This is a genomic window from Micromonospora sp. NPDC049230, assembly GCF_040647875.1.
Classification (GTDB): domain Bacteria; phylum Actinomycetota; class Actinomycetes; order Mycobacteriales; family Micromonosporaceae; genus Micromonospora.
Genome location: NZ_JBEZCZ010000031.1, coordinates 25,606 through 44,951, shown reverse-complemented (window position 1 = coordinate 44,951; position 19,346 = coordinate 25,606). Strand labels below are relative to the sequence as shown.

General features: G+C 71.3%; 17 protein-coding genes. 6 read left to right on the top strand and 11 right to left on the bottom strand.

What is annotated here, in order from left to right; translation table 11 throughout:
• Nucleotide 1 precedes the first annotated feature (1 nt).
• The 5 genes from pulA to AB0A95_RS23880 all read right to left on the bottom strand — a co-directional run bounded on the left by pulA (nt 2) and on the right by AB0A95_RS23880 (nt 8,441).
• Nucleotides 2-5,530: a pullulanase-type alpha-1,6-glucosidase gene (gene pulA / locus AB0A95_RS23900; RefSeq protein WP_357557978.1), complete on the bottom strand. Its 5,529-nt coding sequence runs from the start codon at nt 5,528-5,530 to the stop codon at nt 2-4.
• Between the two features lie 110 nt (nt 5,531-5,640).
• Nucleotides 5,641-6,339, bottom strand: coding sequence for a cellulose binding domain-containing protein (locus AB0A95_RS23895; protein ID WP_357557977.1), 699 nt, complete (start codon nt 6,337-6,339; stop codon nt 5,641-5,643).
• 90 nt (nt 6,340-6,429) lie between these two features.
• Nucleotides 6,430-7,128: a hypothetical protein gene (locus tag AB0A95_RS23890; RefSeq protein WP_357557975.1), complete on the bottom strand. Its 699-nt coding sequence runs from the start codon at nt 7,126-7,128 to the stop codon at nt 6,430-6,432.
• Nucleotides 7,129-7,225: 97 nt separating this feature from the next.
• A complete protein-coding gene (locus tag AB0A95_RS23885; protein ID WP_357557974.1) occupies nt 7,226-7,615 on the bottom strand; it encodes a hypothetical protein in 390 nt (129 codons plus the stop codon).
• 37 nt (nt 7,616-7,652) lie between these two features.
• Entirely contained in the window at nt 7,653-8,441 is a 789-nt protein-coding gene (locus tag AB0A95_RS23880; protein ID WP_357557972.1) for a hypothetical protein, read from the bottom strand.
• A gap of 19 nt (nt 8,442-8,460) precedes the next feature.
• Here AB0A95_RS23880 and AB0A95_RS23875 point away from each other — a divergent pair, with 19 nt between their 5' ends.
• On the top strand, nt 8,461-8,649 hold the full coding sequence (locus AB0A95_RS23875; RefSeq protein WP_357557970.1) for a hypothetical protein: 189 nt from the start codon (nt 8,461-8,463) through the stop codon (nt 8,647-8,649).
• A gap of 30 nt (nt 8,650-8,679) precedes the next feature.
• On the opposite strand, the gene AB0A95_RS23870 is transcribed toward AB0A95_RS23875, so the two are convergent.
• Together AB0A95_RS23870 and AB0A95_RS23865 are read right to left on the bottom strand one after the other, a co-directional pair.
• Nucleotides 8,680-9,318 (bottom strand): response regulator transcription factor, encoded by a 639-nt coding sequence (locus AB0A95_RS23870; protein ID WP_357557968.1) that lies wholly within the window; start codon nt 9,316-9,318, stop codon nt 8,680-8,682.
• Nucleotides 9,309-10,577 carry a histidine kinase gene (locus AB0A95_RS23865; protein WP_357557966.1) on the bottom strand — a complete coding sequence of 423 codons (1,269 nt, stop codon included), beginning with the start codon at nt 10,575-10,577 and terminating at the stop codon, nt 9,309-9,311. The genes AB0A95_RS23870 and AB0A95_RS23865 overlap by 10 nt, the downstream gene beginning before the upstream one ends.
• 182 nt (nt 10,578-10,759) lie before the next feature.
• Between AB0A95_RS23865 and AB0A95_RS23860 the strand changes: the two genes are divergently transcribed.
• Together AB0A95_RS23860 and AB0A95_RS23855 are read left to right on the top strand one after the other, a co-directional pair.
• Complete coding sequence (locus AB0A95_RS23860; protein ID WP_357557964.1) at nt 10,760-11,680, top strand: ATP-binding cassette domain-containing protein; 921 nt, start codon at nt 10,760-10,762, stop codon at nt 11,678-11,680.
• Entirely contained in the window at nt 11,677-12,480 is an 804-nt protein-coding gene (locus tag AB0A95_RS23855) for an ABC transporter permease (protein ID WP_357557962.1), read from the top strand. The genes AB0A95_RS23860 and AB0A95_RS23855 overlap by 4 nt, the downstream gene beginning before the upstream one ends.
• Before the next feature lie 166 nt (nt 12,481-12,646).
• Here the strand turns inward: AB0A95_RS23855 and AB0A95_RS23850 are convergent, their stop codons facing one another.
• Nucleotides 12,647-13,339, bottom strand: coding sequence for a DedA family protein (locus AB0A95_RS23850; protein WP_357557960.1), 693 nt, complete (start codon nt 13,337-13,339; stop codon nt 12,647-12,649).
• Nucleotides 13,340-13,636: 297 nt separating this feature from the next.
• On the opposite strand from AB0A95_RS23850, the gene AB0A95_RS23845 reads away from it, so the two are divergent.
• The gene (locus AB0A95_RS23845; RefSeq protein ID WP_357557958.1) at nt 13,637-16,489 is read left to right on the top strand and encodes an aconitate hydratase; all 2,853 of its coding nucleotides are present in this window, start codon (nt 13,637-13,639) and stop codon (nt 16,487-16,489) included.
• A 313-nt stretch (nt 16,490-16,802) separates the two neighbouring features.
• Here the strand turns inward: AB0A95_RS23845 and AB0A95_RS23840 are convergent, their stop codons facing one another.
• Nucleotides 16,803-17,246, bottom strand: a complete 444-nt coding sequence (locus AB0A95_RS23840) for a hypothetical protein (RefSeq protein WP_357557956.1) — start codon at nt 17,244-17,246, stop codon at nt 16,803-16,805.
• Nucleotides 17,247-17,360: 114 nt separating this feature from the next.
• Between AB0A95_RS23840 and AB0A95_RS23835 the strand changes: the two genes are divergently transcribed.
• Both AB0A95_RS23835 and AB0A95_RS23830 read left to right on the top strand, forming a co-directional pair.
• Entirely contained in the window at nt 17,361-18,128 is a 768-nt protein-coding gene (locus AB0A95_RS23835; protein ID WP_357557954.1) for a DUF5753 domain-containing protein, read from the top strand.
• Nucleotides 18,119-18,307 (top strand): DUF397 domain-containing protein, encoded by a 189-nt coding sequence (locus AB0A95_RS23830; RefSeq protein WP_357557952.1) that lies wholly within the window; start codon nt 18,119-18,121, stop codon nt 18,305-18,307. Before AB0A95_RS23835 ends, AB0A95_RS23830 begins: the two co-directional genes overlap by 10 nt.
• A 59-nt stretch (nt 18,308-18,366) precedes the next feature.
• Here the strand turns inward: AB0A95_RS23830 and AB0A95_RS23825 are convergent, their stop codons facing one another.
• Both AB0A95_RS23825 and AB0A95_RS23820 read right to left on the bottom strand, forming a co-directional pair.
• A complete protein-coding gene (locus AB0A95_RS23825) occupies nt 18,367-18,978 on the bottom strand; it encodes an ATP/GTP-binding protein (RefSeq protein WP_357557951.1) in 612 nt (203 codons plus the stop codon).
• Entirely contained in the window at nt 18,959-19,345 is a 387-nt protein-coding gene (locus AB0A95_RS23820) for a DUF742 domain-containing protein (protein ID WP_357557950.1), read from the bottom strand. Before AB0A95_RS23820 ends, AB0A95_RS23825 begins: the two co-directional genes overlap by 20 nt.
• Between the last annotated feature and the right edge of the window lies 1 nt (nt 19,346).

Genomic DNA, 19,346 nt, shown 5'->3' with positions numbered 1-19,346 from the left:
GTCACTGCCTTCCGACGAACACCGCCACGCTGCGCGCCGGGACCCTGAAGGTGCCGGCGGCCCGATCAAACGAGGCGGTACGCAGCACCGGGTCGGCCGACTCGACAAGCACCGGGTGCAGTGCCACGTCGGCACCGCGCAGTCCGGTCACCGTCTGCGCAGCCGCCGACGGCGTGCCGTTGAACACGACAGTCACCGACGCCCAGGCACCACCCAGCCCACGGGCGTCCAGGGTCATGGTCAACACGCCCGGCGTCTCCTGCGCCCCGGACAGCGGGAACGCCACCCGCCGCTGCACCTGCTCGGCGGTGGCCAGGTCGAACACCGGCGACGACGCCCGGATGCGCAGCAACTCGGCGTACCGGGCGTCGGTGGTGGAGATGGCCGTGCAGTCCGGCACCAGCGCCGGGTCCGCCAGCAGGGGCTTCGCGTACTGCCACTTGTCCTCGTTGTCGGGCGCGGGCGGCAGGCCGACGCCGAACCCGTTGCCCCGCTCGCAGTCCCAGCGGATCTGGTTGAACCAGTCACCGGAGTTGTACGAGTTGCGGTCCAGTGACTTCGACCGCAGCCGTTCGGTGCCGGCGGTGACGAAGCCGGTGCCCTGGCCCAGCAGCACGGTGCCCAACGCCAGCACCTGCATCCGGGAGCGGTCCGCCGCCGAGGTGGCCTGCGGCAGCTTGTACGCGAGCGCGTCGTACAGGATCTCGTTGTCGTGCGCGTCGACGTAGCTGACGGCCTCCCCCGGCGCCGTGGTGTAGCCGGCCGGGGAGCCGTTGTAGTCGACCTGCGCCCCGGTGACCTGCCGCCCGGCGGTGTCGGTGAACCGGTACCCGCGCAGGTTGCCGGTCAGACCCACCTTGATCAGGTCGTGGGCGTGCAGCAGGCGGGCCTTCTGCTCTGCCGGTGACCCGTTGACCTCGTCGCCGTTCGGGTCGGTGTAGAGCCCGGACGCGAAACCCTGCACCCTCGGGTTGGCGTCGAACGGCCCACCGCCGCGCACCGCGTCACGCAGCCGGTCGTTGAAGGTGCCGATGCCGGTGCCCGCCATGTTGGCCTGGGTGGCCTGCACGAACCGGGCGTCGTTCGCGACCTCGCCGAAGTTCCAGCCCTCGCCGTAGAGCAGGATCGACCGCCCGTCCACGCCGTCGCGGGCGACGGTCAGCCGGTCCAGTGCCGCGCGGACGGCCAGGATGTTCGCCTTCGGGTGGTGGCCCATCAGGTCGAACCGGAACCCGTCCACCCGGTACTGCCGCGCCCAGGTGACGAGCGAGTCGACGACCAGCTTGCCCATCATGGCGTGCTCGGGGGCGGTGTTGGCGCAGCAGGTGGAGTCGGCCACCGTGCCGTCCTCCAGCAGCCGGTGGTAGTAGCCGGGCACCACCTGGTCGAGCACCGACTTCGGGTCGGCGCCGGCCGCGGCCGTGTGGTTGTAGACCACGTCCATCACCACCCGCAGGCCGGCGTCGTTCACCCCGGCGACCATCCGCCGGAACTCGGTGGTCCGCGCCGCGCCGACCGGGTCGACGGCGTAGCCGCCCTCCGGCACTGTGTAGTGCAGCGGGTCGTACCCCCAGTTGTAGCCGTCGGTGTCGGCGACCGCCGCCACGCATCTCTGCTGCTCGGCGGAGTCCGGCGGCAGCGCGGCCAGGTCGCAGGCCGGCTGCCGCTGGTCGGTCCGCCGCTCCGGGATGGTCGCGAAGTCGAACGCGGGCAGCAGGTGCAGGTGGGTGACCCCGGCGTCGCCGAGCGCCCGCAGGTGGGCCATGCCGGCCGTCGTCGGGTCGGTGAAGGCGAGGAACGTCCCCCGCCGCTCGGCCGGCACTGTCTCGTCGGCGATGGAGAAGTCCCGCACCGACAGCTCGCTGATCTGCGCCTTCGCCACCGGGGCCGGCTTGCGTAGCGTCCGCCACCCGGGCGGGGCCAGTGCCGGGTCGAACAGGTCGACCAGCTGGCTGTGTGTGGAATCCGCGGCCAGGGCCACCGAGTACGGGTCGGTCACCGAGGCGGTGACCAGCTTCTGCGCCGCGGGTTGCCACGCCCGCACCTCGTACCGGTAGAACCTGCCGGTCCAGGTGTGGTCGCCGCGCGCCGACCACACGCCGGTGCGGTCGTCGCGGCGCATCGGCACCGTCTTCGGCGACGCGGTGGGCGAGTCGAACAGGTGCAGCGCCACGCTCTGGGCGGTCGGCGCCCACAGCGCGAGGCTCGGTGTCCGGCCGTCGAACGTCGGGCCGAGGGTGGCGTCGGTGGCCCGGGAGTACACGTCGTCGAGCACGCCGGGGATCTGCACCCCGGTCGCGGCGAGCAGCGCACCCTCGGCGTCGCGTTCGGTGACCAGCAGCTGCCCCCGCAGCGCCGCCGGGACCTTCGCGAGGTCGCGCCGATCAAGGGCGAAGCTGCGGTACGACCACAGGTGCGGGAACCTGTCGCGTTGGGCCTCGGTGAGCCCGTTGCGCTGCGCCCGCAGCGGCAGGCTGGTGTACGCCCCGGTCAGCTCCCCGTCGACGACGCTCACCCCGCCGGTCGGCGCGGCGACGAGCGCGTACGTCCTGCCGTCGGTCGGCGGTGTCCGCCACGCCACCGTGGACCTGTCGATCCAGTGCGCCTTCTGCTTGCCGATGTCGAGGTCCCCGCTGGCGGTGCTGCCCGTCGACGGCAGCAGGCGGCCCGGCGTGGCGGCGAGCAGCCACACCTCCCGGCCCGCGCTGGCCAGGTCGAGTCGCTGATCGTCGGGCAGGTCCTTGGTGTCGCCGTTGTGGATGATGTAGTTCAGCCCGGTCGCGCCGGCCGCCAGCGGCACCCGGAACACCGCCCCGAACGCGTCGGTCCCGATGGGCTTCAGCGGCGCGGACCACTCGGTCGGGTTGGCCGCGCCGTCCCACACGTGCAGGCCCCAGCCGGCGTAGCTGTTGTCGGCCCGCCGGTAGTGGATGACGGCGGTGCCCTCCTCGACCGGCGGGTCCGGCTCTCCGGTGGCCGCCTGCCGGCTCGGGTAGATCGCCGGGTCGCCCTGTTTCAGCCAGATCTCCCCGGTCCGGGTGACGTCGAAGCTGCGGTCCTGGGCGACGTCCTTCGCACCGGCCCTGTCGACAACCAGGAAGTTCACCGACGTCGCGCCCGGCTTGAGTTTCACCCACGCGAAGCGGCCGTAGGAGTCCTCCCCGGTGAACGGCTGCCCCGTGGGCCACTCGGTGACGTACGCCGGGTCGATGTCACCCCAGGCGTACAGCCCCCAGTCGTCGTACCCACCCGCGGGGCGCTGGTAGTGCACCACCGCCCACTCCCGGGAACCGCCCTGCGGGGGCGTACCCACGACGGCGGTGGACCGGGCGGTGGCGGTGCGACCCCGGCCGTCGCGGACCACCGCCTTGTACTCGATCCGGGCGCCGCCGGCCAGGCCGGTCAGGTCGTGCTGCACTGTGTACGGCGCGTGGTCGGCGCTGCCGAGCAACGTCCACCGGCCGCCCCCGACCCGGGCGGCGACGGTGACGGTGGCGAGGGGGTCACCGGTCACCTGGGCGGTGACCGCGGCCCGGGAGGCGACCAGCGCGCCCGGAGCCGGGGTGGTGATGGCGAGCGTCGGTGCGCCGGCCGCCTGCCCGATGGGGGTGCCGGACCGGTACACGACAGCCGACAGCGGCGGCACGGTCAGGGTCAGCCGCCCGTCACCGCCGGCCGTCGCGGCCGGGGGCGCTGCGGCGCGGGCCTGTTCGTCGCCTGCACCGCCGTAGATGCCGGTGAAGGTGGCGCCGGCCGACCAGGTGTCCACTGTGACAGTCTGCGCGGTGTCGGCGTTGTTCGCCGCCACCACGTACTCGGTGCGGTCGGCGGCAGCGACCCGGGAGGCGGCGAACACCCCCGGGCCGTCGGCCGCGTACCGGGTGACCTGCACGCCGTCGCGCAGCGCCGGATGTGCCTGGCGCAGCCGGCCCAGCTCGGCGATGGTCCGGTACAGCGGGTGGCCGGTGTCGAACTGGTCGCTGGCGTGGGTACGGTCGGTGCCGAGCAGGTCGTCGTCGAGGTAGTCGGTGACCTTCGACGCGAACATGTCCTGCCGCGCGTCCTTGTCGCCGCCGGGCCCGGTGAAACCCTGCTCGTCGCCGGAGTAGATCACCGGTTGGCCGCGGGTCAGGAACATCAGCTGGTGCGCGAGCTGGTCACGACGCAGGTGGCTGGCCGGGTCGGTGCCACCACCGGCGACGAACGAACCGATCCGACCCATGTCGTGGTTGCCGAGGAAGGTGGTCAACCGGCCGGCGTCGGTGTCCCGGGCCGCGTAGAGGTCGTCGCGGGCGTACACGTCGGCGAGCGCCCTCGCCGAACCGGCGCCGGCGGTGAAACCGCGCGCGGCCTCCTGGAAGGCGAAGTCGAGGGTCGCCGGCAGGCCACCCTGCCGCACGTAGCGGGAACTGACCTCCGGGTCGGCGCTGTACACCTCACCGAACATGAAGAAGTCCTTCTTGCCGGCCTTCTCGGCGGCCCGCTCGATGCCCTGGCTGAACTGCGGCCAGAACTCCATGTTGACGTGCTTCACGGTGTCCAATCGGAACCCGTCGACGCCGATCGCGCCGATCCAGTCCCCGTACGCCTTGGTCAGCCCCCGCACCACCTCGGGCCGCTCGGTCCACAGGTCGTCGAGACCGAAGAAGTCGCCGTACTCGCTGTTCTCGCCGGCGAAGGTCGAGTCGCCCCGGTTGTGGTACATGGTCGCGTCGTTCAGCCACGCCGGGACCTTGACGCTCGCGTCACCCGGGTCGGGAAAAACCGGGGTGTACGGCCCGGACGCCTGGTTCGCCCGTGGGAACGCGCGACTGCCGTCGGCGTAGTGGCGGTCCTCGAACGCCCGCCCCCGCACGTCGGTGTACGGCGTTGTCGCCTTGTCCACGTACGCGTACGTGTCCTCGGCGTACTTGATGACGTCGGCGGTGTGGTTGACGATCACGTCGAGGTAGATCTTGATGCCGCGCCGGTGGGCGAGCGTGACCAGCCGCTTCATCTCCTCGTTGGTGCCGAAGTGCGGGTCCACCTGGGTGAAGTCGGTGATCCAGTAGCCGTGGTAGCCGGCCGAGATGTCGGTGCCGGCGCCCTGCACCGGCCGGTTCTTGAAGACCGGGGCGAGCCAGATGGCGGTGGTGCCCATCCCCCGGATGTAGTCCAGCTTGTCGATGACACCCCGGAGGTCTCCGCCGTGGTAGAAGCCCTTGTCGGTCGGGTCGAGCCCGGTCCGCAACCGGTCACCGGCCAGGCCGCCCCGGTCGTTGCGGGGGTCACCGTTGGCGAACCGGTCCGGCAGCACGAAGTAGAACTGTTCGGCCCGCGCCGAGGTCCCGCCCGCCGTCAGCAACGCCTCGGCGGTGGGTTCGGCGGGCCACTGCGCGGCACCGGTGGTGGCCTTCGTGTCGGCGCCCGAAGGGCGGGGGCCCACCGAGGCGTCGGTCTGGTGCGCGACGACCGGAGTGCCGCCGAGGGTCACTGTGAGCAGAGGGACGAGGGCCAGCACGGCGGGACGCGGAATCGGCGAGGGTTTCATCGACGCCTCTCTCTGGTCGCTGATGGGCCGCACGCTAACCCTCGCCGAAACATTCGGCAATACCGTGCAAACACTGTCGCAACACAGCAGCGTCCTTGCGGAAGCGCCGTTCAGAATCCGCTACAGCGCACCCCGTCGACAGTGCACACCCCCGGCGTGCTGGGGGCCCGCTCCATGTGGAACCGCAACGACACCGACCCACCGGGCCGCACGTCCACCCCACTGCCGTACGTGAAGCCGCTGCCGGCCTGCCGCAGCGTCCCCTGTGGCACACCCTCCACCCAGGCCGTCACCAACCGCCCACCGGAGAACTCCAACCGGACCGTCCACCCACGATCCTCGGCGGACCGGTTGACCATCGACACCTCACCGATGAAACCCCCGTCGAAGCTCTGCACGACCCGGTAGCGCCCACTCATCGCCGGCTGCCCCTGCGGAGCCCGGCTCGGTGACCGCGGCACCGCCGGCACACCCCCCGTCGCACCGACAGACGGGCTGGCCGACGGTGACCGCGACCCGGCCGTGACACCCGGCGGCAGCCCGCTCGCCCGACCGGACAACCCCGGCCGTACCGGCGGGGGCGACGACGCCGGGCCGGGAGCGCTCGGCACCTCCGCCAGCGTCGGCAGCGGCAACGCCGGCGGCCTCGACGCGCCGTCCGGCGCAGGACTACGCCCCCGGTACGCACCCAGGGCCATGACGAGCAGCACCACCATCACGAGGACACCAGCGCCCACCACGACCCAGGGCGACGACACGATCGCAACCGGACCGTGCGGCAGTCGCGGGGCACGACGCATGCCGGACATGTACCTCCTTCAGCGCACCGTCCGGGCAGCCTAGCGATCGGCGGCCGGGGCCGGTAGCGCAGCGACACGGCCCCGCCGTGGCACCGACCCTCAGCCGAGCCGACAGTCGACCCCGTTGATCGTGCACCGCAGCGGACGCTGCGCCGACTCGCCCCAGCCGACACGCAGTCGCAGCGTCCGAGAGGCACCCGCGTCCAACGAACGGGTGCCCCGCAACACGAACTCGCCGCGCCCGCGACCCCGCACCGAGACCCCCGAGTCGTCAGCGACCCACAGAGCCCACAGGTCGTCGTCGAACGCCAACTCCACAAGCCAGTCCATCGACCGACCCGACTCGTTCGCGATGGACAGCACCGCCGCGTCGCCGTCCCGGCCGTTCGTGCCGACCTGGTACCGGGCGCTGACCGCGCGCTCCGCCGGCGCGCCCGACAGCAACGGGGCGACAGACTCCGCCGGAGCACTCGTCCGCGGCGAAGTCGGCGAACCGGTCACGGTGACCCGGGGCGACGGCGCCCGACTGCTACGCGACGGCCGGGGCGACACCGACCGCCGCTCCACACCAGCCGGCGTCGGCCCACCGGTGGCCGACGAGGCGGCCGGCACGGTCGGCAGGAACACCGGAGGCGCGGCCCGCGGCACGACCTCCCGCTCCCGGGTCCGGAACGACAGCAGCGCGATCACCAGGAGCACCACCAGCGCACACACACCGAGCAGCACCACGATCCACGGCGCCGACGTCAACACCCGAGCCGCTCGCGACCCTGCCGCAGCATCCGGCCGCACCGCCATCAGGTCTCCCCTCGTCCCCACCGACGCGACAGCGTAGCCAGCGGCGCACGGACCGGGAACCGGGCGGGTACGGATCGGGCCGACCGGCCCGGGTCGGTCAGCCCGTCCGGACGACAGTGCAGATGAGTGGTCCGTCATCCGAGACCCGCAGCAGGTAGCGGTACCGCTCCCCCGGCACCGCCTGCCCCCGACTGTCCAGGAACTCCCACTCGACGGCCACCATCGTCAGCAACGCGGACACCGGCTGCACGTCCTCGATCCGGGCGTGGGCCGCGACCAACTCCCGATCCTGGTAGTCGGGCGCGGCACCCACGAAGGACAGCGCCACCGCCGCCGCCGACGTGAACGAGAAGCTGTAGGTGTCGGCCACCACCAACCCGGGCAGGGCGTAACAGCCGGCGATGGCTGGCAGGTCGCCGGAGGTCAACGCCACGCCGTACCGGTCGAAGAAGTCGGCCAACGTGTCAAGATCCGTGGAGGCGTTCACGGTCACAGCAGTTGCCGGTCACCGCCCGGGTCAAACCTCAGCGCGGCGGCACCCGTACCTCGATCTCCGCACCCAACCGCGCGTCGGCGGCCAGACCGAGGTCGTCTCCACTCCAGAACCGCCCCGGGTCATACCAGTTCGGACGCCGGCCCGCCGGCAGCAACCCCATGGCCTCGTAGGTCACCGCCACCACCTCGGCGCAGTACGCCGTCTCCAACGCCCGGTCCCGTTCCCCCGCCGAGCCGGCCGGCCTGCCGGAGGTGGCCGAGTTGGCGGGGGTGGCCGGGCTGCCGTTGATGGCCGGGCTGCCGTCGGTGGCCGGGCTGGCATCGGTGGCCGGGGTTGGCCGAGGTGCCTGCCGGCCCGGGAGCGGCAGCGCGGACAGGCGGCCCAGGCGCGGCAGCGTCGGCACCCGACCGCGCACCCACCGCCACGCCAACTGCGCGGTCGACGGAAACGGTGTGCCGTCCAGCCGCGCGATCGTCCGCAGCACCGCCCGCTCCATCTCGGCGTCGGCCGGCGGGTCGAGTTGCCGCAGCCAGGCCCGTTGGCCGTACCGGTTGGCCCAGACACAGACCGCGTCCCGCAGGTCGTGCAGTTGGACGCCCCGTTGGTGGGTGCCCGACCACAGGTCCGGCAACGACCGACCCAGCTCCGCGTGCCACATCAACGGGGGCATGTCGTCAAGCACGACCGCCATCCCGACGTGGTTGACCGGGCTGTTGGTGGTGAACTGGATCGCCCGGTCCGGCACGCTGCGACCCCGGAACACCCACACGTCTCCGGTACGGGTCAACTCGACGGCCTCATCCAGGCTGATGCTCATGAGGGACTAGCCTAGGCCGATGCGGCAAGGATTGCGGTGGTGGAAGGTTCTCGGGCTGGCCGGCCTCGCCGGCGTGGCGGCCTCCGGCGTGGTCATCGCGCGGGCCGAGCGACGCCGACGCGCGTACACCCCGGAGGAGATCCGGCAGCGGCTCCTGGAGCGGCACGCCCAGGTCGGCGACGCCGCGAAACCCGGCGACCCGACCTGACCCACCGTCCTCCGGAGAAAGCGCGCGGGGCTAGGTGCGGAGGTATTTGAGCACGGCCAGCACCCGCCGGTGGTCCGTGTCGGTGGGCGGCAGGTCGAGTTTGGTGAAGATGTTGCTCACGTACTTCTCGACCGCGCTGTGGCTGACCTTCAGTGCCTCCGTGATGCCGGTGTTCGAGCGGCCCTCCGCCATCAGCCGCAGCACGTGCTGCTCGCGCGGTGTCAGGCGCCGCATCGGGTCGTCGCGGCGCACCAGCAGTTGGGCGACGACCTCGGGGTCCAGCACGGTGCCGCCGGCGGCCACCCGGCGCAGCGCGTCGAGGAAGTCCGACACCTGCGCCACCCGGTCTTTCAGCAGGTAGCCGACCCCGCTCGTCTCGACCGAGAGAAGGTCCGTGGCGTACCGTTCCTCCACGTACTGCGAGAGCACGCACACCGCGATCGTCGGGTGCTGCCGTCGGATGACGAGCGCGGCCCGGATGCCCTCGTCGGTATGGGTCGGAGGCATCCGCACGTCGACCACCACGACGTCGGGTCGGTGCGTGTCGACGGCGGTCAGCAACTGGCCGGCGTCGGGCACCGCGGCGACGACCTCGAAGCCACCGTCGGTGAGCAACTTGGTGAGACCGGCCCGCAGCAGGACCGAGTCTTCGGCTAGCACTACTCGCATCGGAGATTAACCGTAACGGTTGTGGGCCCCCCGAGCGGACTCACCACGGTCAGGCTGCCGTCGACTGCCGCTGCTCGCTGCGCCAGACCGCGCAGGCCGGTGCCGGCACCGGTCACCGCCGCGCCGCCGCGACCGTCGTCGGTGACCGTGATGATCAGCCGGTCGCCGACGCGCTCCGCCACGACCTCGGCACGACTCGCCTTCGCGTGTTTGGCAACGTTCGTCAGCGCTTCGGAGACGGCGAAGTACGCGATCGCTTCGACGCTCGGCGAGCAGCGCGGCGCGACGTCCACGTGCAGTTTCACCGGCAGCGGCGCCCTCGCGACAATGCCCGAGAGCGCCGCGTCGAGCCCCCGGTCGTTGAGGACTGCCGGATGCAGGCCGCGAACGAAGTCGCGCAGTTCGGCCAGCGCGGTGGTGGCCTCGTCGTGGGCCGCGGCGACGACGTCCAGAACCTCCGGCGGCCGGTCGGCGAAGGCGGCGCGGGCCATGCCCAGGTTCATCGCCAGGGAGACGAGGCGCTGTTGCACACCGTCGTGCAGGTCCCGCTCGATCCGGCGCCGTTCGCTGTCGGCGGCCTCGACCAGGTCGGCTCGACTGAGCGCCAGGGACTCGACCCGCTCGGCAAGTTCCTCGGCGTGACTGCGGCCGAGGAGACGCCGGGCCACGGTCGTGTCCATCGCGGCAATGCCGCGTGCGACCCACGGCGCGGCGAGCAGCAGGGCCGTGGCGCCGCCGAACCACAGGCCGTACCCCACCCCGGACACGCGCTCGGCCCACAGGGCGGCGAGCGGGAGCGCCGACCAGCAGAACACGACGATCACCCCGCCGAGGCCACCCAGCAGTGGGGCAAGCAGGTGGTAGGCGAGCTGCCGCCAGGTGGTTCCGACGCTCCACGGCTGGTAGATCCGGTGCCAGCCGGTGCCACTGTCGTGCTTCGGCGCGGCGATCTCGACACCGAGTAGCACCCGGAACCGCTCTCGTTGCAGCGCGCTGAAGAGCCACGCGAACTGTGGCAGCGCCAGCGGGCTCAGGACGGCGACGACCACGTACACCACTGCGAGCAGCCGGTGGCCGGTCGGGCCTTCGACGAGGCTGGCCACGGCGGCCCACCACAGCACGCCCACGAGCCAGATCACCGCGCCCGTGCTGGCGGCGAGGAACATCCCCGCCACCACGTGGAAGGTCGCCTGCCAGGTACGCGGCGACGACAGCGGGCGCAGCACGGCCAGCGGCCCGGTGGCCCGCTCATCCGTCATCGCTCCTGCTTCCGCTGAGGTCATGTGCTCACGCTAGGTATCCCGGTGTCGGTCGGCCATCGGGAAAACCCACCGTCCGGGGTGGGGAAAACCGCAGTGCGTCCGGCGGGCCGCCCCACTTACCGCGCCGTCATGCGCTGGCAGCGTAAACGTCAGTCGGACGAGGTGAGGAGCAACAGGCGATGATCCAGGTGCGGGAACTGACAAAACGGTACGGCGACAAGCTCGCCGTCGACGGGCTGACATTCACCGTCAGCCCCGGAATGGTGACCGGTTTCCTCGGACCGAACGGCGCCGGCAAGTCCACCACGATGCGGATGATCCTCGGGCTGGACGCACCGACGAGCGGTTCGGTGCTGGTGAACGGAAAACCGTACCGGGCGCACACCGCGCCGTTGCGTGAGGTCGGCGCGCTGCTGGAGGCCCGCGCGGTCCACCCGGGCCGCAGCGCGTACAACCACCTGTTGGCGTTGGCCCGCACGAGCGGCATCCACCGCTCGCGGGTCGACGAGGTGATCGAGGCGGTCGGCCTGTCCGGCGTGGCGCGGCGGCGGGCCGGCAATTTCTCGCTCGGGATGGGGCAGCGGCTCGGCATCGCCACGGCCATGCTGGGCGACCCGCGCACTGTCATCCTCGACGAACCGCTCAACGGGCTCGACACCGACGGCATCCGATGGGTGCGCGCGCTGTTGCGGAGCCTCGCCGCCGAAGGCCGAACCGTCTTCGTCTCCTCGCACCTGATGAGCGAGATGGCGCTCACCGCCCAGCACCTCATCGTCATCGGCAGGGGCCGCCTGATCGCCGACACCGGTGTGGCGGAGTTCGTCCAGGCAGACAGACGCAGCGTGGTCCGGGTACGCACCACCCATCCGGAGGCGCTCGCCGCCCGCTTGTCCGGGCCTGACATCGAGGTCTCGTTGGACCGGGACAACGCGCTGACGGTGTCGGGGTTGACGACCGACCAGATCGGCATGGCCGCCGGCGCGGCCGGCATCACACTGCTCGAACTCACCGCCCAGCAGGCCTCGTTGGAGGAGGTCTTCATCGATCTGACCCGCGACGCGGTCGAGCACCGCGCGAATGCCCTTGGAGCGACGCCATGACCAACGTCAGCCTTCCCGCGTTCCCCGGCGAACAGCAGGTCAGTCAGGTACGCGTCATCCGCTCGGAATGGATCAAGCTGCGCTCCCTGCCATCCACGATCTGGTGCCTGCTGGCCACGGTCGTGCTCGTGGTCGGCGTCGGGCTGGCGTACACCACGCTGCGCGTCGCCCGTCCGCCCGCGGATCCGGCCACATTCGACGCCGTCTCGGTCAGCCTCGCCGGCGTGCAACTGGCGCAGCTCGCGATCGGCGTCCTGGGCGTGCTGTTCATCACCGGCGAGTACGCCACCGCACTGATCCGGGTGAGCCTGGCGGCGGTGCCCGGCCGCCTGCCAGTGTTGTGGGGCAAAGCTGTCGCGTTCGGGCTCACCACCCTCGTGGTCTCCGTTCCGGCCGTGCTGGCGTCGTTCCTCGTCGGCCAGTCGATCCTGTCCGCCAAGGACCTGGATGTCGGGCTCGGCGAGCCCGGCGTGGTACGGGCCGTGCTCGGCAGCGCGCTGTTCCTGACCGCGGTGGGCCTGCTCGGCCTCAGCCTGGGTGCGCTGCTGCGCAACACCGCAGGCGGGATCTCGGCTCTGTTCGGGCTGCTGTTCGCGCCACAGCTCGTGCTCGGGCTGCTGCCGGAGTCAGTGTCCGACGCGGCGTACCGGTATCTGCCGACGCCGGCCGGCGCAGCCGTCAGCTCCGTCCACCGGGACCCTCTCGCACTCGGTCCATGGAGCGGGTTCGCCTTGTTCTGCCTCTACACAGTGGTCGTGCTCGGGCTCGCCGCTTGGCAACTGCGCCGCCGGGACGCCTGAGCCGTCCACCTCGACGGCATGATCCACTCGATTTTCATGATGTCGGGGCGTGCCCGGCACCCGGACACCGCGTTTTCCGTGAACCCGAGTCGATCATCCCGCACACACCGAAGGGCCGGACCCCATCACGGCGGTTTCTAGGGGCCGGCCCTTCGGCATACTCGAATCAGGGTTCCCGACCCGCGCGCGCCGGCTTGGCGTCCGCCACCGGCCCGGCGTCCGCCGCTGGCTCACCGTCCACCGCCGGGTCGGCTGCCTCGAAGCGGTGGGCCCGTCGGCGTAGCCACCAGGTGCTGCCCAGACCGGCGAGCACCGCGAGGACGAGCCCGGCCCAGGAGATGTCCTTGAGCCAGTGCTCGGCCGCCCGCCCCACTGTGAACAACAGGTAGGTGGTGCCGAACGCCCAGACCAGCCCGCCCGCGGCGTTGGCCAGCAGGAACCGCCGGTACGGCACGCGCAGCGCCCCGGCGAGCGGGCCGGCCAAGATCCGCAGCAGTGCCACGAACCGGCCGAAGAACACCGCCCAGACGCCGTAGCGGGCGAAGCTCTGCTCGGCTCGGACGAGTTGGGCGGGACCGAGATGACGAGGGAAGCGCCGGCCCAGTCGTGCCAGCAGTGGACGACCACCGCGACGGCCGACCGCGTACCCGATGGAGTCGCCGACGATCGCACCGGTCGCCGCGGCGGTGGCCACCCACTCCGGTTCGACAACGCCCGTGGCGGCGAGCAGCGCGGAGCTGACCAGGACGATCTCGCCGGGCAGCGGGATGCCCATGCTCTCCACGCCGATGACCCCGCCGACGAGCAGGTACACCGCGATCGGTGGCAGCGACACGAGCCAGTGCTGGACGTCGAACACTGTTGACCCCTCCTCCGACCGGGCCTCGAACCCTACCCGCGCCCAGCCGCCCCGACCGGCCCGCCCGGCGGGCCCGATGTGCCGTCGACAGCGAGATCAGGTTGGTCACTACACGCCTCGCAGGGCGTCCTAGGAGGCTAGGGGTGGGGATGGGGGCGGGGCGGCAGTCGGGTTGCGCAACTAGCAAGACGGACGTACGGTTTTGTTGAGAGCGGAATCGGGCGGTAAGTGTCACCTAACCTCGGCGGCCCCCCGACCGGTGCGACAGACTGCTCAGGACTACTCACGGTCGCTGGTGTGAAGGAGTACGACGTGGCGAGCCTCGACACCTTCGGTGCGAAGACCCAGCTACGCGTCGGAGACGCGAGCTACGAGATTTTCAAGATCGACAAGGTGGACGGCCACGCGCGGCTGCCGTACAGCCTGAAGATCCTGCTGGAGAACCTGCTGCGGACCGAGGACGGCGCGAACATCACCGCCGACCACATCCGCCAGCTCGGCGGGTGGGACTCCTCCGCCGCCCCGAGCGTCGAGATCCAGTTCACCCCGGCGCGGGTGCTCATGCAGGACTTCACCGGCGTGCCCTGCGTGGTCGACCTGGCCACCATGCGCGAGGCCGTACGCGACCTGGGCGGCGACGCCAGCAAGGTCAACCCCCTCGCCCCGGCCGAGTTGGTCATCGACCACTCGGTCATCGCCGACCTGTTCGGCCGCGAGGACGCGTTCGCCCGCAACGTCGAGCTGGAGTACGAGCGCAACAAGGAGCGCTACCAGTTCCTGCGCTGGGGCCAGACCGCGTTCAACGAGTTCAAGGTCGTCCCGCCGGGCACCGGCATCGTGCACCAGGTCAACATCGAGTACCTGGCCCGCACGATCATGGAACGCAACGGCCAGGCGTACCCGGACACCGTGGTCGGCACCGACTCGCACACCACGATGGTCAACGGCCTGGGCGTGCTGGGCTGGGGCGTCGGCGGCATCGAGGCCGAGGCCGCGATGCTCGGTCAGCCGGTCAGCATGCTGATCCCCCGGGTGGTGGGCTTCAAGCTCTCCGGCGAGATGCCGGCCGGCACCACCGCCACCGACCTGGTGCTGACCATCACCGAGATGCTGCGCAAGCACGGTGTGGTCGGCAAGTTCGTCGAGTTCTACGGCCCCGGCGTGAGCGCGGTGCCGCTGGCCAACCGGGCCACCATCGGCAACATGTCCCCGGAGTACGGCTCCACCGTGGCGATCTTCCCGATCGACGCGGAGACGGTCCGCTACCTGGAGCTGACCGGCCGCGACGCCGCGCAGGTCGCGCTCGTCGAGGCGTACGCCAAGGAGCAGGGCCTCTGGCACGACCCGGACCACGAGCCGGACTACTCGGAGCGCCTGGAGCTGGATCTGGGCACCATCGAGCCGTCGCTCGCCGGCCCGAAGCGCCCGCAGGACCGGGTGCCGCTGGGCAGCGCCAAGACGCTGTTCCGCTCGGCGCTGACCGACTACGTCGCCGACGACTCCGCCGGTGAGCGCGACCTCAAGCCGAGCGTGGCGCGCGAGGAGTTGCCGCGCGGTGCCAACGGCCCGGCCGACGAGGCCAGCGCCGAGTCCTTCCCGGCCAGCGACCCGCCGGCCAACGACTTCAGCGACCCGGCCGACGAGCCGCGTGACCTGGAGACCGCGGCGGTCGGCGCGGGCGGCCGGGCCAGCAAGCCGGTCCGGGTCACCGGCGCCGACGGCGTCGAGTACGAGTTGGACCACGGCGCCGTGGTGATCGCCGCGATCACGTCGTGCACCAACACGTCCAACCCGCAGGTGATGATCGGTGCCGCGCTGCTGGCCCGTAACGCCGTCGAGAAGGGCCTGACCCGCAAGCCGTGGGTGAAGACCACCCTGGCGCCCGGGTCGAAGGTCGTCATGGACTACTACGAGCGGGCCGGCCTCACGCCGTACCTGGACAAGCTCGGCTTCAACCTGGTCGGCTACGGCTGCACCACCTGCATCGGCAACTCGGGCCCGCTGCCCGAGGAGGTGTCCGCCGCGGTCAACGAGCACGACCTGTCGGTGGTCTCGGTGCTGTCCGGCAACCGCAACTTCGAGGGCCGGATCAACCCGGACGTCAAGATGAACTACCTGGCGTCGCCGCCGCTGGTGGTCGCGTACGCCCTGGCCGGCACGATGGACATCGACCTGGCCAACGAGCCGATCGGTGAGGACTCCGAGGGCAACCCGGTCTACCTGCGCGAGATCTGGCCGAACAGCACCGAGATCCAGGACGTCATCGCCCAGGCGATCGGCGCGACCGGGTTCAGTGCCGCGTACGCCGATGTCTTCGCCGGCGACGAGCGGTGGCAGTCGCTGCCGACCCCGACCGGCGACACCTTCGCGTGGGAGAGCGACTCCACCTACGTGCGCAAGCCCCCGTACTTCGAGGGCATGCAGCAGGAGCCGAGCCCGGTCGTGGACATCGCCGGCGCCCGGGTGCTGGCCAAGCTGGGTGACTCGGTGACCACCGACCACATCTCGCCGGCCGGCGCGATCAAGGCCGACTCCCCGGCCGGGTCGTACCTGGCCGAGCACGGCGTGCCGCGCCACGAGTTCAACTCGTACGGCTCCCGGCGGGGTAACCACGAGGTGATGATCCGGGGCACGTTCGCCAACATCCGGCTGCGCAACCAGCTGGTCCCGGGCGTGGAGGGTGGCTTCACCGTCAACCACCTCACCGGCGAGCAGACCTCGATCTACGACGCGTCGGTGGCCTACCAGGAGGCGGGCATCCCGCTCGTCGTGCTGGCCGGCAAGGAGTACGGCTCGGGTTCGTCGCGGGACTGGGCGGCCAAGGGCACCATGCTGCTGGGTGTGCGGGCGGTCATCGCCGAGTCGTACGAGCGGATCCACCGCTCCAACCTGATCGGCATGGGTGTGCTGCCGTTGCAGTTCCCAGTGGACGTCACCGCCGAGTCGCTCGGTCTGACCGGCACGGAGACGTTCACCATCACCGGGGTGACCGCCCTGAACGACGGGGACACCCCGCGCACCGTGCGGGTCAGCACCGACACCGGCGTGGAGTTCGACGCCGTGGTGCGGATCGACACCCCGGGTGAGGCGGACTACTACCGGCACGGCGGCATCCTCCAGTACGTGCTGCGCCGCATGATCGCCAACTGACGTACCGACGTCCGGCGAAAGGGCCGTTTTCCGCGCTTGCGGGGAGCGGCCCTTTCGTTTCTCCTCGCCCTCGACTCGGCAGCAACCTCCATCGGCCCGGTCGTGGCGCCGGGCCGCATGGGTTGTCGCCGCCTTCGGCGGGCAGCCGGGCCCGCCGCCCGGTTCAGGTTGCGTCCTTTGCTCTGCACCCGCCCGCGCACCACGAACGCTCCGTAACTGGCGCATGGGCGGGTGCAGAGCAAAGGACACGAGAGAGCCCCTGCACCGCCGGGCCGGATGGCGCGAGGGGCGGGTCAGCAGCGCACGCCCCAGCTCAGCGCAGCCGCAGCGCGACGGCGCGGGCCTCCTCGTCGGTGAGCGGCAGGAACCAGAGGAATCGGCGAACGATGGCGACCGGGTCGGGTCCGCCCGGCTGGCCGCGCAGGTCCCGGATCGCCCGGCGGGTGATCCGGGAGAACTCGGGGATCAGGGTCGCCCGGCGGGCGAAGTCCGTCGGGGTCGCTCGCAGCGCCGGGCAGGGCCAGTCCTGACCGCAGGCGTCGCACGTCCACCGAGGGCCGTCGGCGGTGTGCGCGACCGGCGGGCCGCACCGGGACCGCCAGCGTGATTCGGGTACGACGTTCGCCGCGCGACCGGGGCCACGGTACGGAGGGTGGCGTGGCCCGGTCGGGCCGGCGCTGATCGCACGGGGCGAGGCCGGCGGGCCCGGTCGATTGTCCGGCCGATGGGGACGGTTGCAGGGCTTGTCCTCGGGCATTCTGCGCTCCCTCCGCAATGCTGTCTCCACGACACGCTGCCGAGGGTTGCCAAACGATTACACCGCGTAGAAGTATTTCCTTCCAACGTCTGGAACGTTCTGGAGGGTCTGGAGATGAATCGAGCCGTACAGGCGGCGATGGCCGAGAGGGGCCACACGGCGGACAGTCTCGCTGCGCAGATTGGTGTCGATCCGAAGACGGCCGCCAAGTGGGCGAGCACGGAACGAATTCCGCAGACGCGTCATCGTGCGCGGGTCGCCGCGTTGCTCGGTCGGGACGCCGACGACCTGTGGCCGGACGCGCTGAAGCGCCGGACGCCGGCCTGGTTCCGACACTGGGCCGAGATCGAGCGCGAGGCACTGGCGCTGCGATGGTTCGAACTCACATGGATACCGGGCCTTCTGCAGACGAAGGCGTACGCGCTGGCCACGCTTGTCGGCGAGGCATTCACGCCGGCCGAGGCCGACAATCTCGCCGAGGCGCGGCTGAGCCGGCAGGCGATCCTGCGCCGGGAGCGCCCGCCGCTGCTGATCGCGGTCATCGACGAGGGAGTGCTCCGGCGCACCCTCGACGGCGACCGGGCCATGATGCGCGAGCAGTGCGAGAAGCTGGTCGAGCAGGCCGCGTTGCCGAACGTGTCGCTGTTCGTCGTGCCGTCCGACGTCGGCATGTATCCGGGCCTCGGTGGGCCGTTCACCATCGCGGAGATGCCGGACGGCGCACGGGTCGCCCACGTCGACAGCCAGGCGCAGGCGCAGCTCATCGACAAGACCGCCGACCTTGCTAGGCTGGAACGACGGTGGGAGCGCATTCGCGACGCAGCCCTGTCGCGTGCGCAGTCCCTCAACCTCATCAGAGAAGCGGCAGCATCATGGACCTGACCGGCGCTCGGTGGCGCAAGAGCACCAGGAGTGGCAACAACGGCGGTAACTGCGTCGAGGTGGCCGACAACCTCGCGGGCGTCATCGGCGTACGTGACTCCAAGGACCCGGCCGGTCCGACGCTCGCCTTCGACCCGGCGGCCTGGGCCCGGTTCCTGGCGATGACCAAGCGCGGCTGACCACGCGACTCAACGGCCCTCGACGAATCGCCGAGGGCCGTTGACGTTTCACCGGGCGGTCAGTTTCCGTTGGCGGCGCGGCGGCGGGCCTCGCGGGTCTTCATGGCGTGCTCCATCAGCGTGACGAGCACCTCCTTGCTGGACTCGCGCTGCCGGGCGTCGCAGAGCAGCACCGGCACCCCCGGGTCGAGGTTGAGGGCGGCCTGCACCTCGTCGAGCCGGTACTGCCGGGAGCCCTCGAAGCAGTTCACCGCCACCACGAAGGGCGTGCCCCGGCCCTCGAAGTAGTCGATCGACGGGAAGCAGTCGGCGAGCCGGCGGGTGTCGGCAAGCACCACCGCGCCGATGGCGCCCAACGCCAGCTCGTCCCAGACGAACCAGAACCGGTCCTGACCGGGCGTACCGAACAGGTACAGCACCAGGTCGTCGCTGATGGTGATCCGACCGAAGTCCATGGCCACTGTGGTGGTGGTCTTGCCCTCCACCCCGGACAGGTCGTCGATGCCGACCCCCGACTCCGTCAGCACCTCCTCGGTGCGCAACGGTCGGGTTTCGCTGACCGCGCCGACCATGGTCGTCTTGCCCACACCGAAGCCGCCGGCGACCAGGATCTTGATCGCGGTGGGCAGTGGGGTCGCTCCCGCCGGCCGGTCAGAGTGCCCGTAGTCCATTGATTACCGCCTCGAAGATGCTGTTGTCGGGAAGGCCGGCCGTGGTCTGCGGCTCGCGGACCTGCACGAGGCTGCGAGCCGCCAGGTCACCGAGGAGCACCCGGATGGTGCCCACCGGCAGATCGAGATGGGCGGCGATCTCGGCGACGGACTGTATGCGTTGGCACAGCCCGACGATCGCCAGGTGCTCCGGACCGAGACCGACCTCCGGCGTTACCTCGGCTCGGGTCGCGGTGACCAGGGAGATCAGGTCGAACGTGCCGGTGACCGGGCGGGCCCGCCCGCGGGTCACCGCGTATGGGCGCACCACCGGCCCCGCATGGTCATCCACCCACTGCTGCTCTGCTGACTCTCCCTGGACCGTCATC

Excerpts from the sequence above, each read along its gene's own strand:
- pulA (WP_357557978.1), bottom strand. The coding sequence starts at position 5,530 with ATGAAACCCTCGCCGATTCCGCGTCCCGCCGTGCTGGCCCTCGTCCCT.
- AB0A95_RS23895 (WP_357557977.1), bottom strand. The coding sequence starts at position 6,339 with ATGTCCGGCATGCGTCGTGCCCCGCGACTGCCGCACGGTCCGGTTGCG.
- AB0A95_RS23890 (WP_357557975.1), bottom strand. The coding sequence starts at position 7,128 with ATGGCGGTGCGGCCGGATGCTGCGGCAGGGTCGCGAGCGGCTCGGGTG.
- AB0A95_RS23880 (WP_357557972.1), bottom strand. The coding sequence starts at position 8,441 with ATGAGCATCAGCCTGGATGAGGCCGTCGAGTTGACCCGTACCGGAGAC.
- AB0A95_RS23875 (WP_357557970.1), top strand. The coding sequence starts at position 8,461 with ATGCGGCAAGGATTGCGGTGGTGGAAGGTTCTCGGGCTGGCCGGCCTC.
- AB0A95_RS23870 (WP_357557968.1), bottom strand. The coding sequence starts at position 9,318 with ATGCGAGTAGTGCTAGCCGAAGACTCGGTCCTGCTGCGGGCCGGTCTC.
- AB0A95_RS23865 (WP_357557966.1), bottom strand. The coding sequence starts at position 10,577 with ATGACGGATGAGCGGGCCACCGGGCCGCTGGCCGTGCTGCGCCCGCTG.
- AB0A95_RS23860 (WP_357557964.1), top strand. The coding sequence starts at position 10,760 with ATGATCCAGGTGCGGGAACTGACAAAACGGTACGGCGACAAGCTCGCC.
- AB0A95_RS23855 (WP_357557962.1), top strand. The coding sequence starts at position 11,677 with ATGACCAACGTCAGCCTTCCCGCGTTCCCCGGCGAACAGCAGGTCAGT.
- AB0A95_RS23840 (WP_357557956.1), bottom strand. The coding sequence starts at position 17,246 with ATGCCCGAGGACAAGCCCTGCAACCGTCCCCATCGGCCGGACAATCGA.
- AB0A95_RS23835 (WP_357557954.1), top strand. The coding sequence starts at position 17,361 with ATGAATCGAGCCGTACAGGCGGCGATGGCCGAGAGGGGCCACACGGCG.
- AB0A95_RS23830 (WP_357557952.1), top strand. The coding sequence starts at position 18,119 with ATGGACCTGACCGGCGCTCGGTGGCGCAAGAGCACCAGGAGTGGCAAC.
- AB0A95_RS23825 (WP_357557951.1), bottom strand. The coding sequence starts at position 18,978 with ATGGACTACGGGCACTCTGACCGGCCGGCGGGAGCGACCCCACTGCCC.
- AB0A95_RS23820 (WP_357557950.1), bottom strand. The coding sequence starts at position 19,345 with ATGACGGTCCAGGGAGAGTCAGCAGAGCAGCAGTGGGTGGATGACCAT.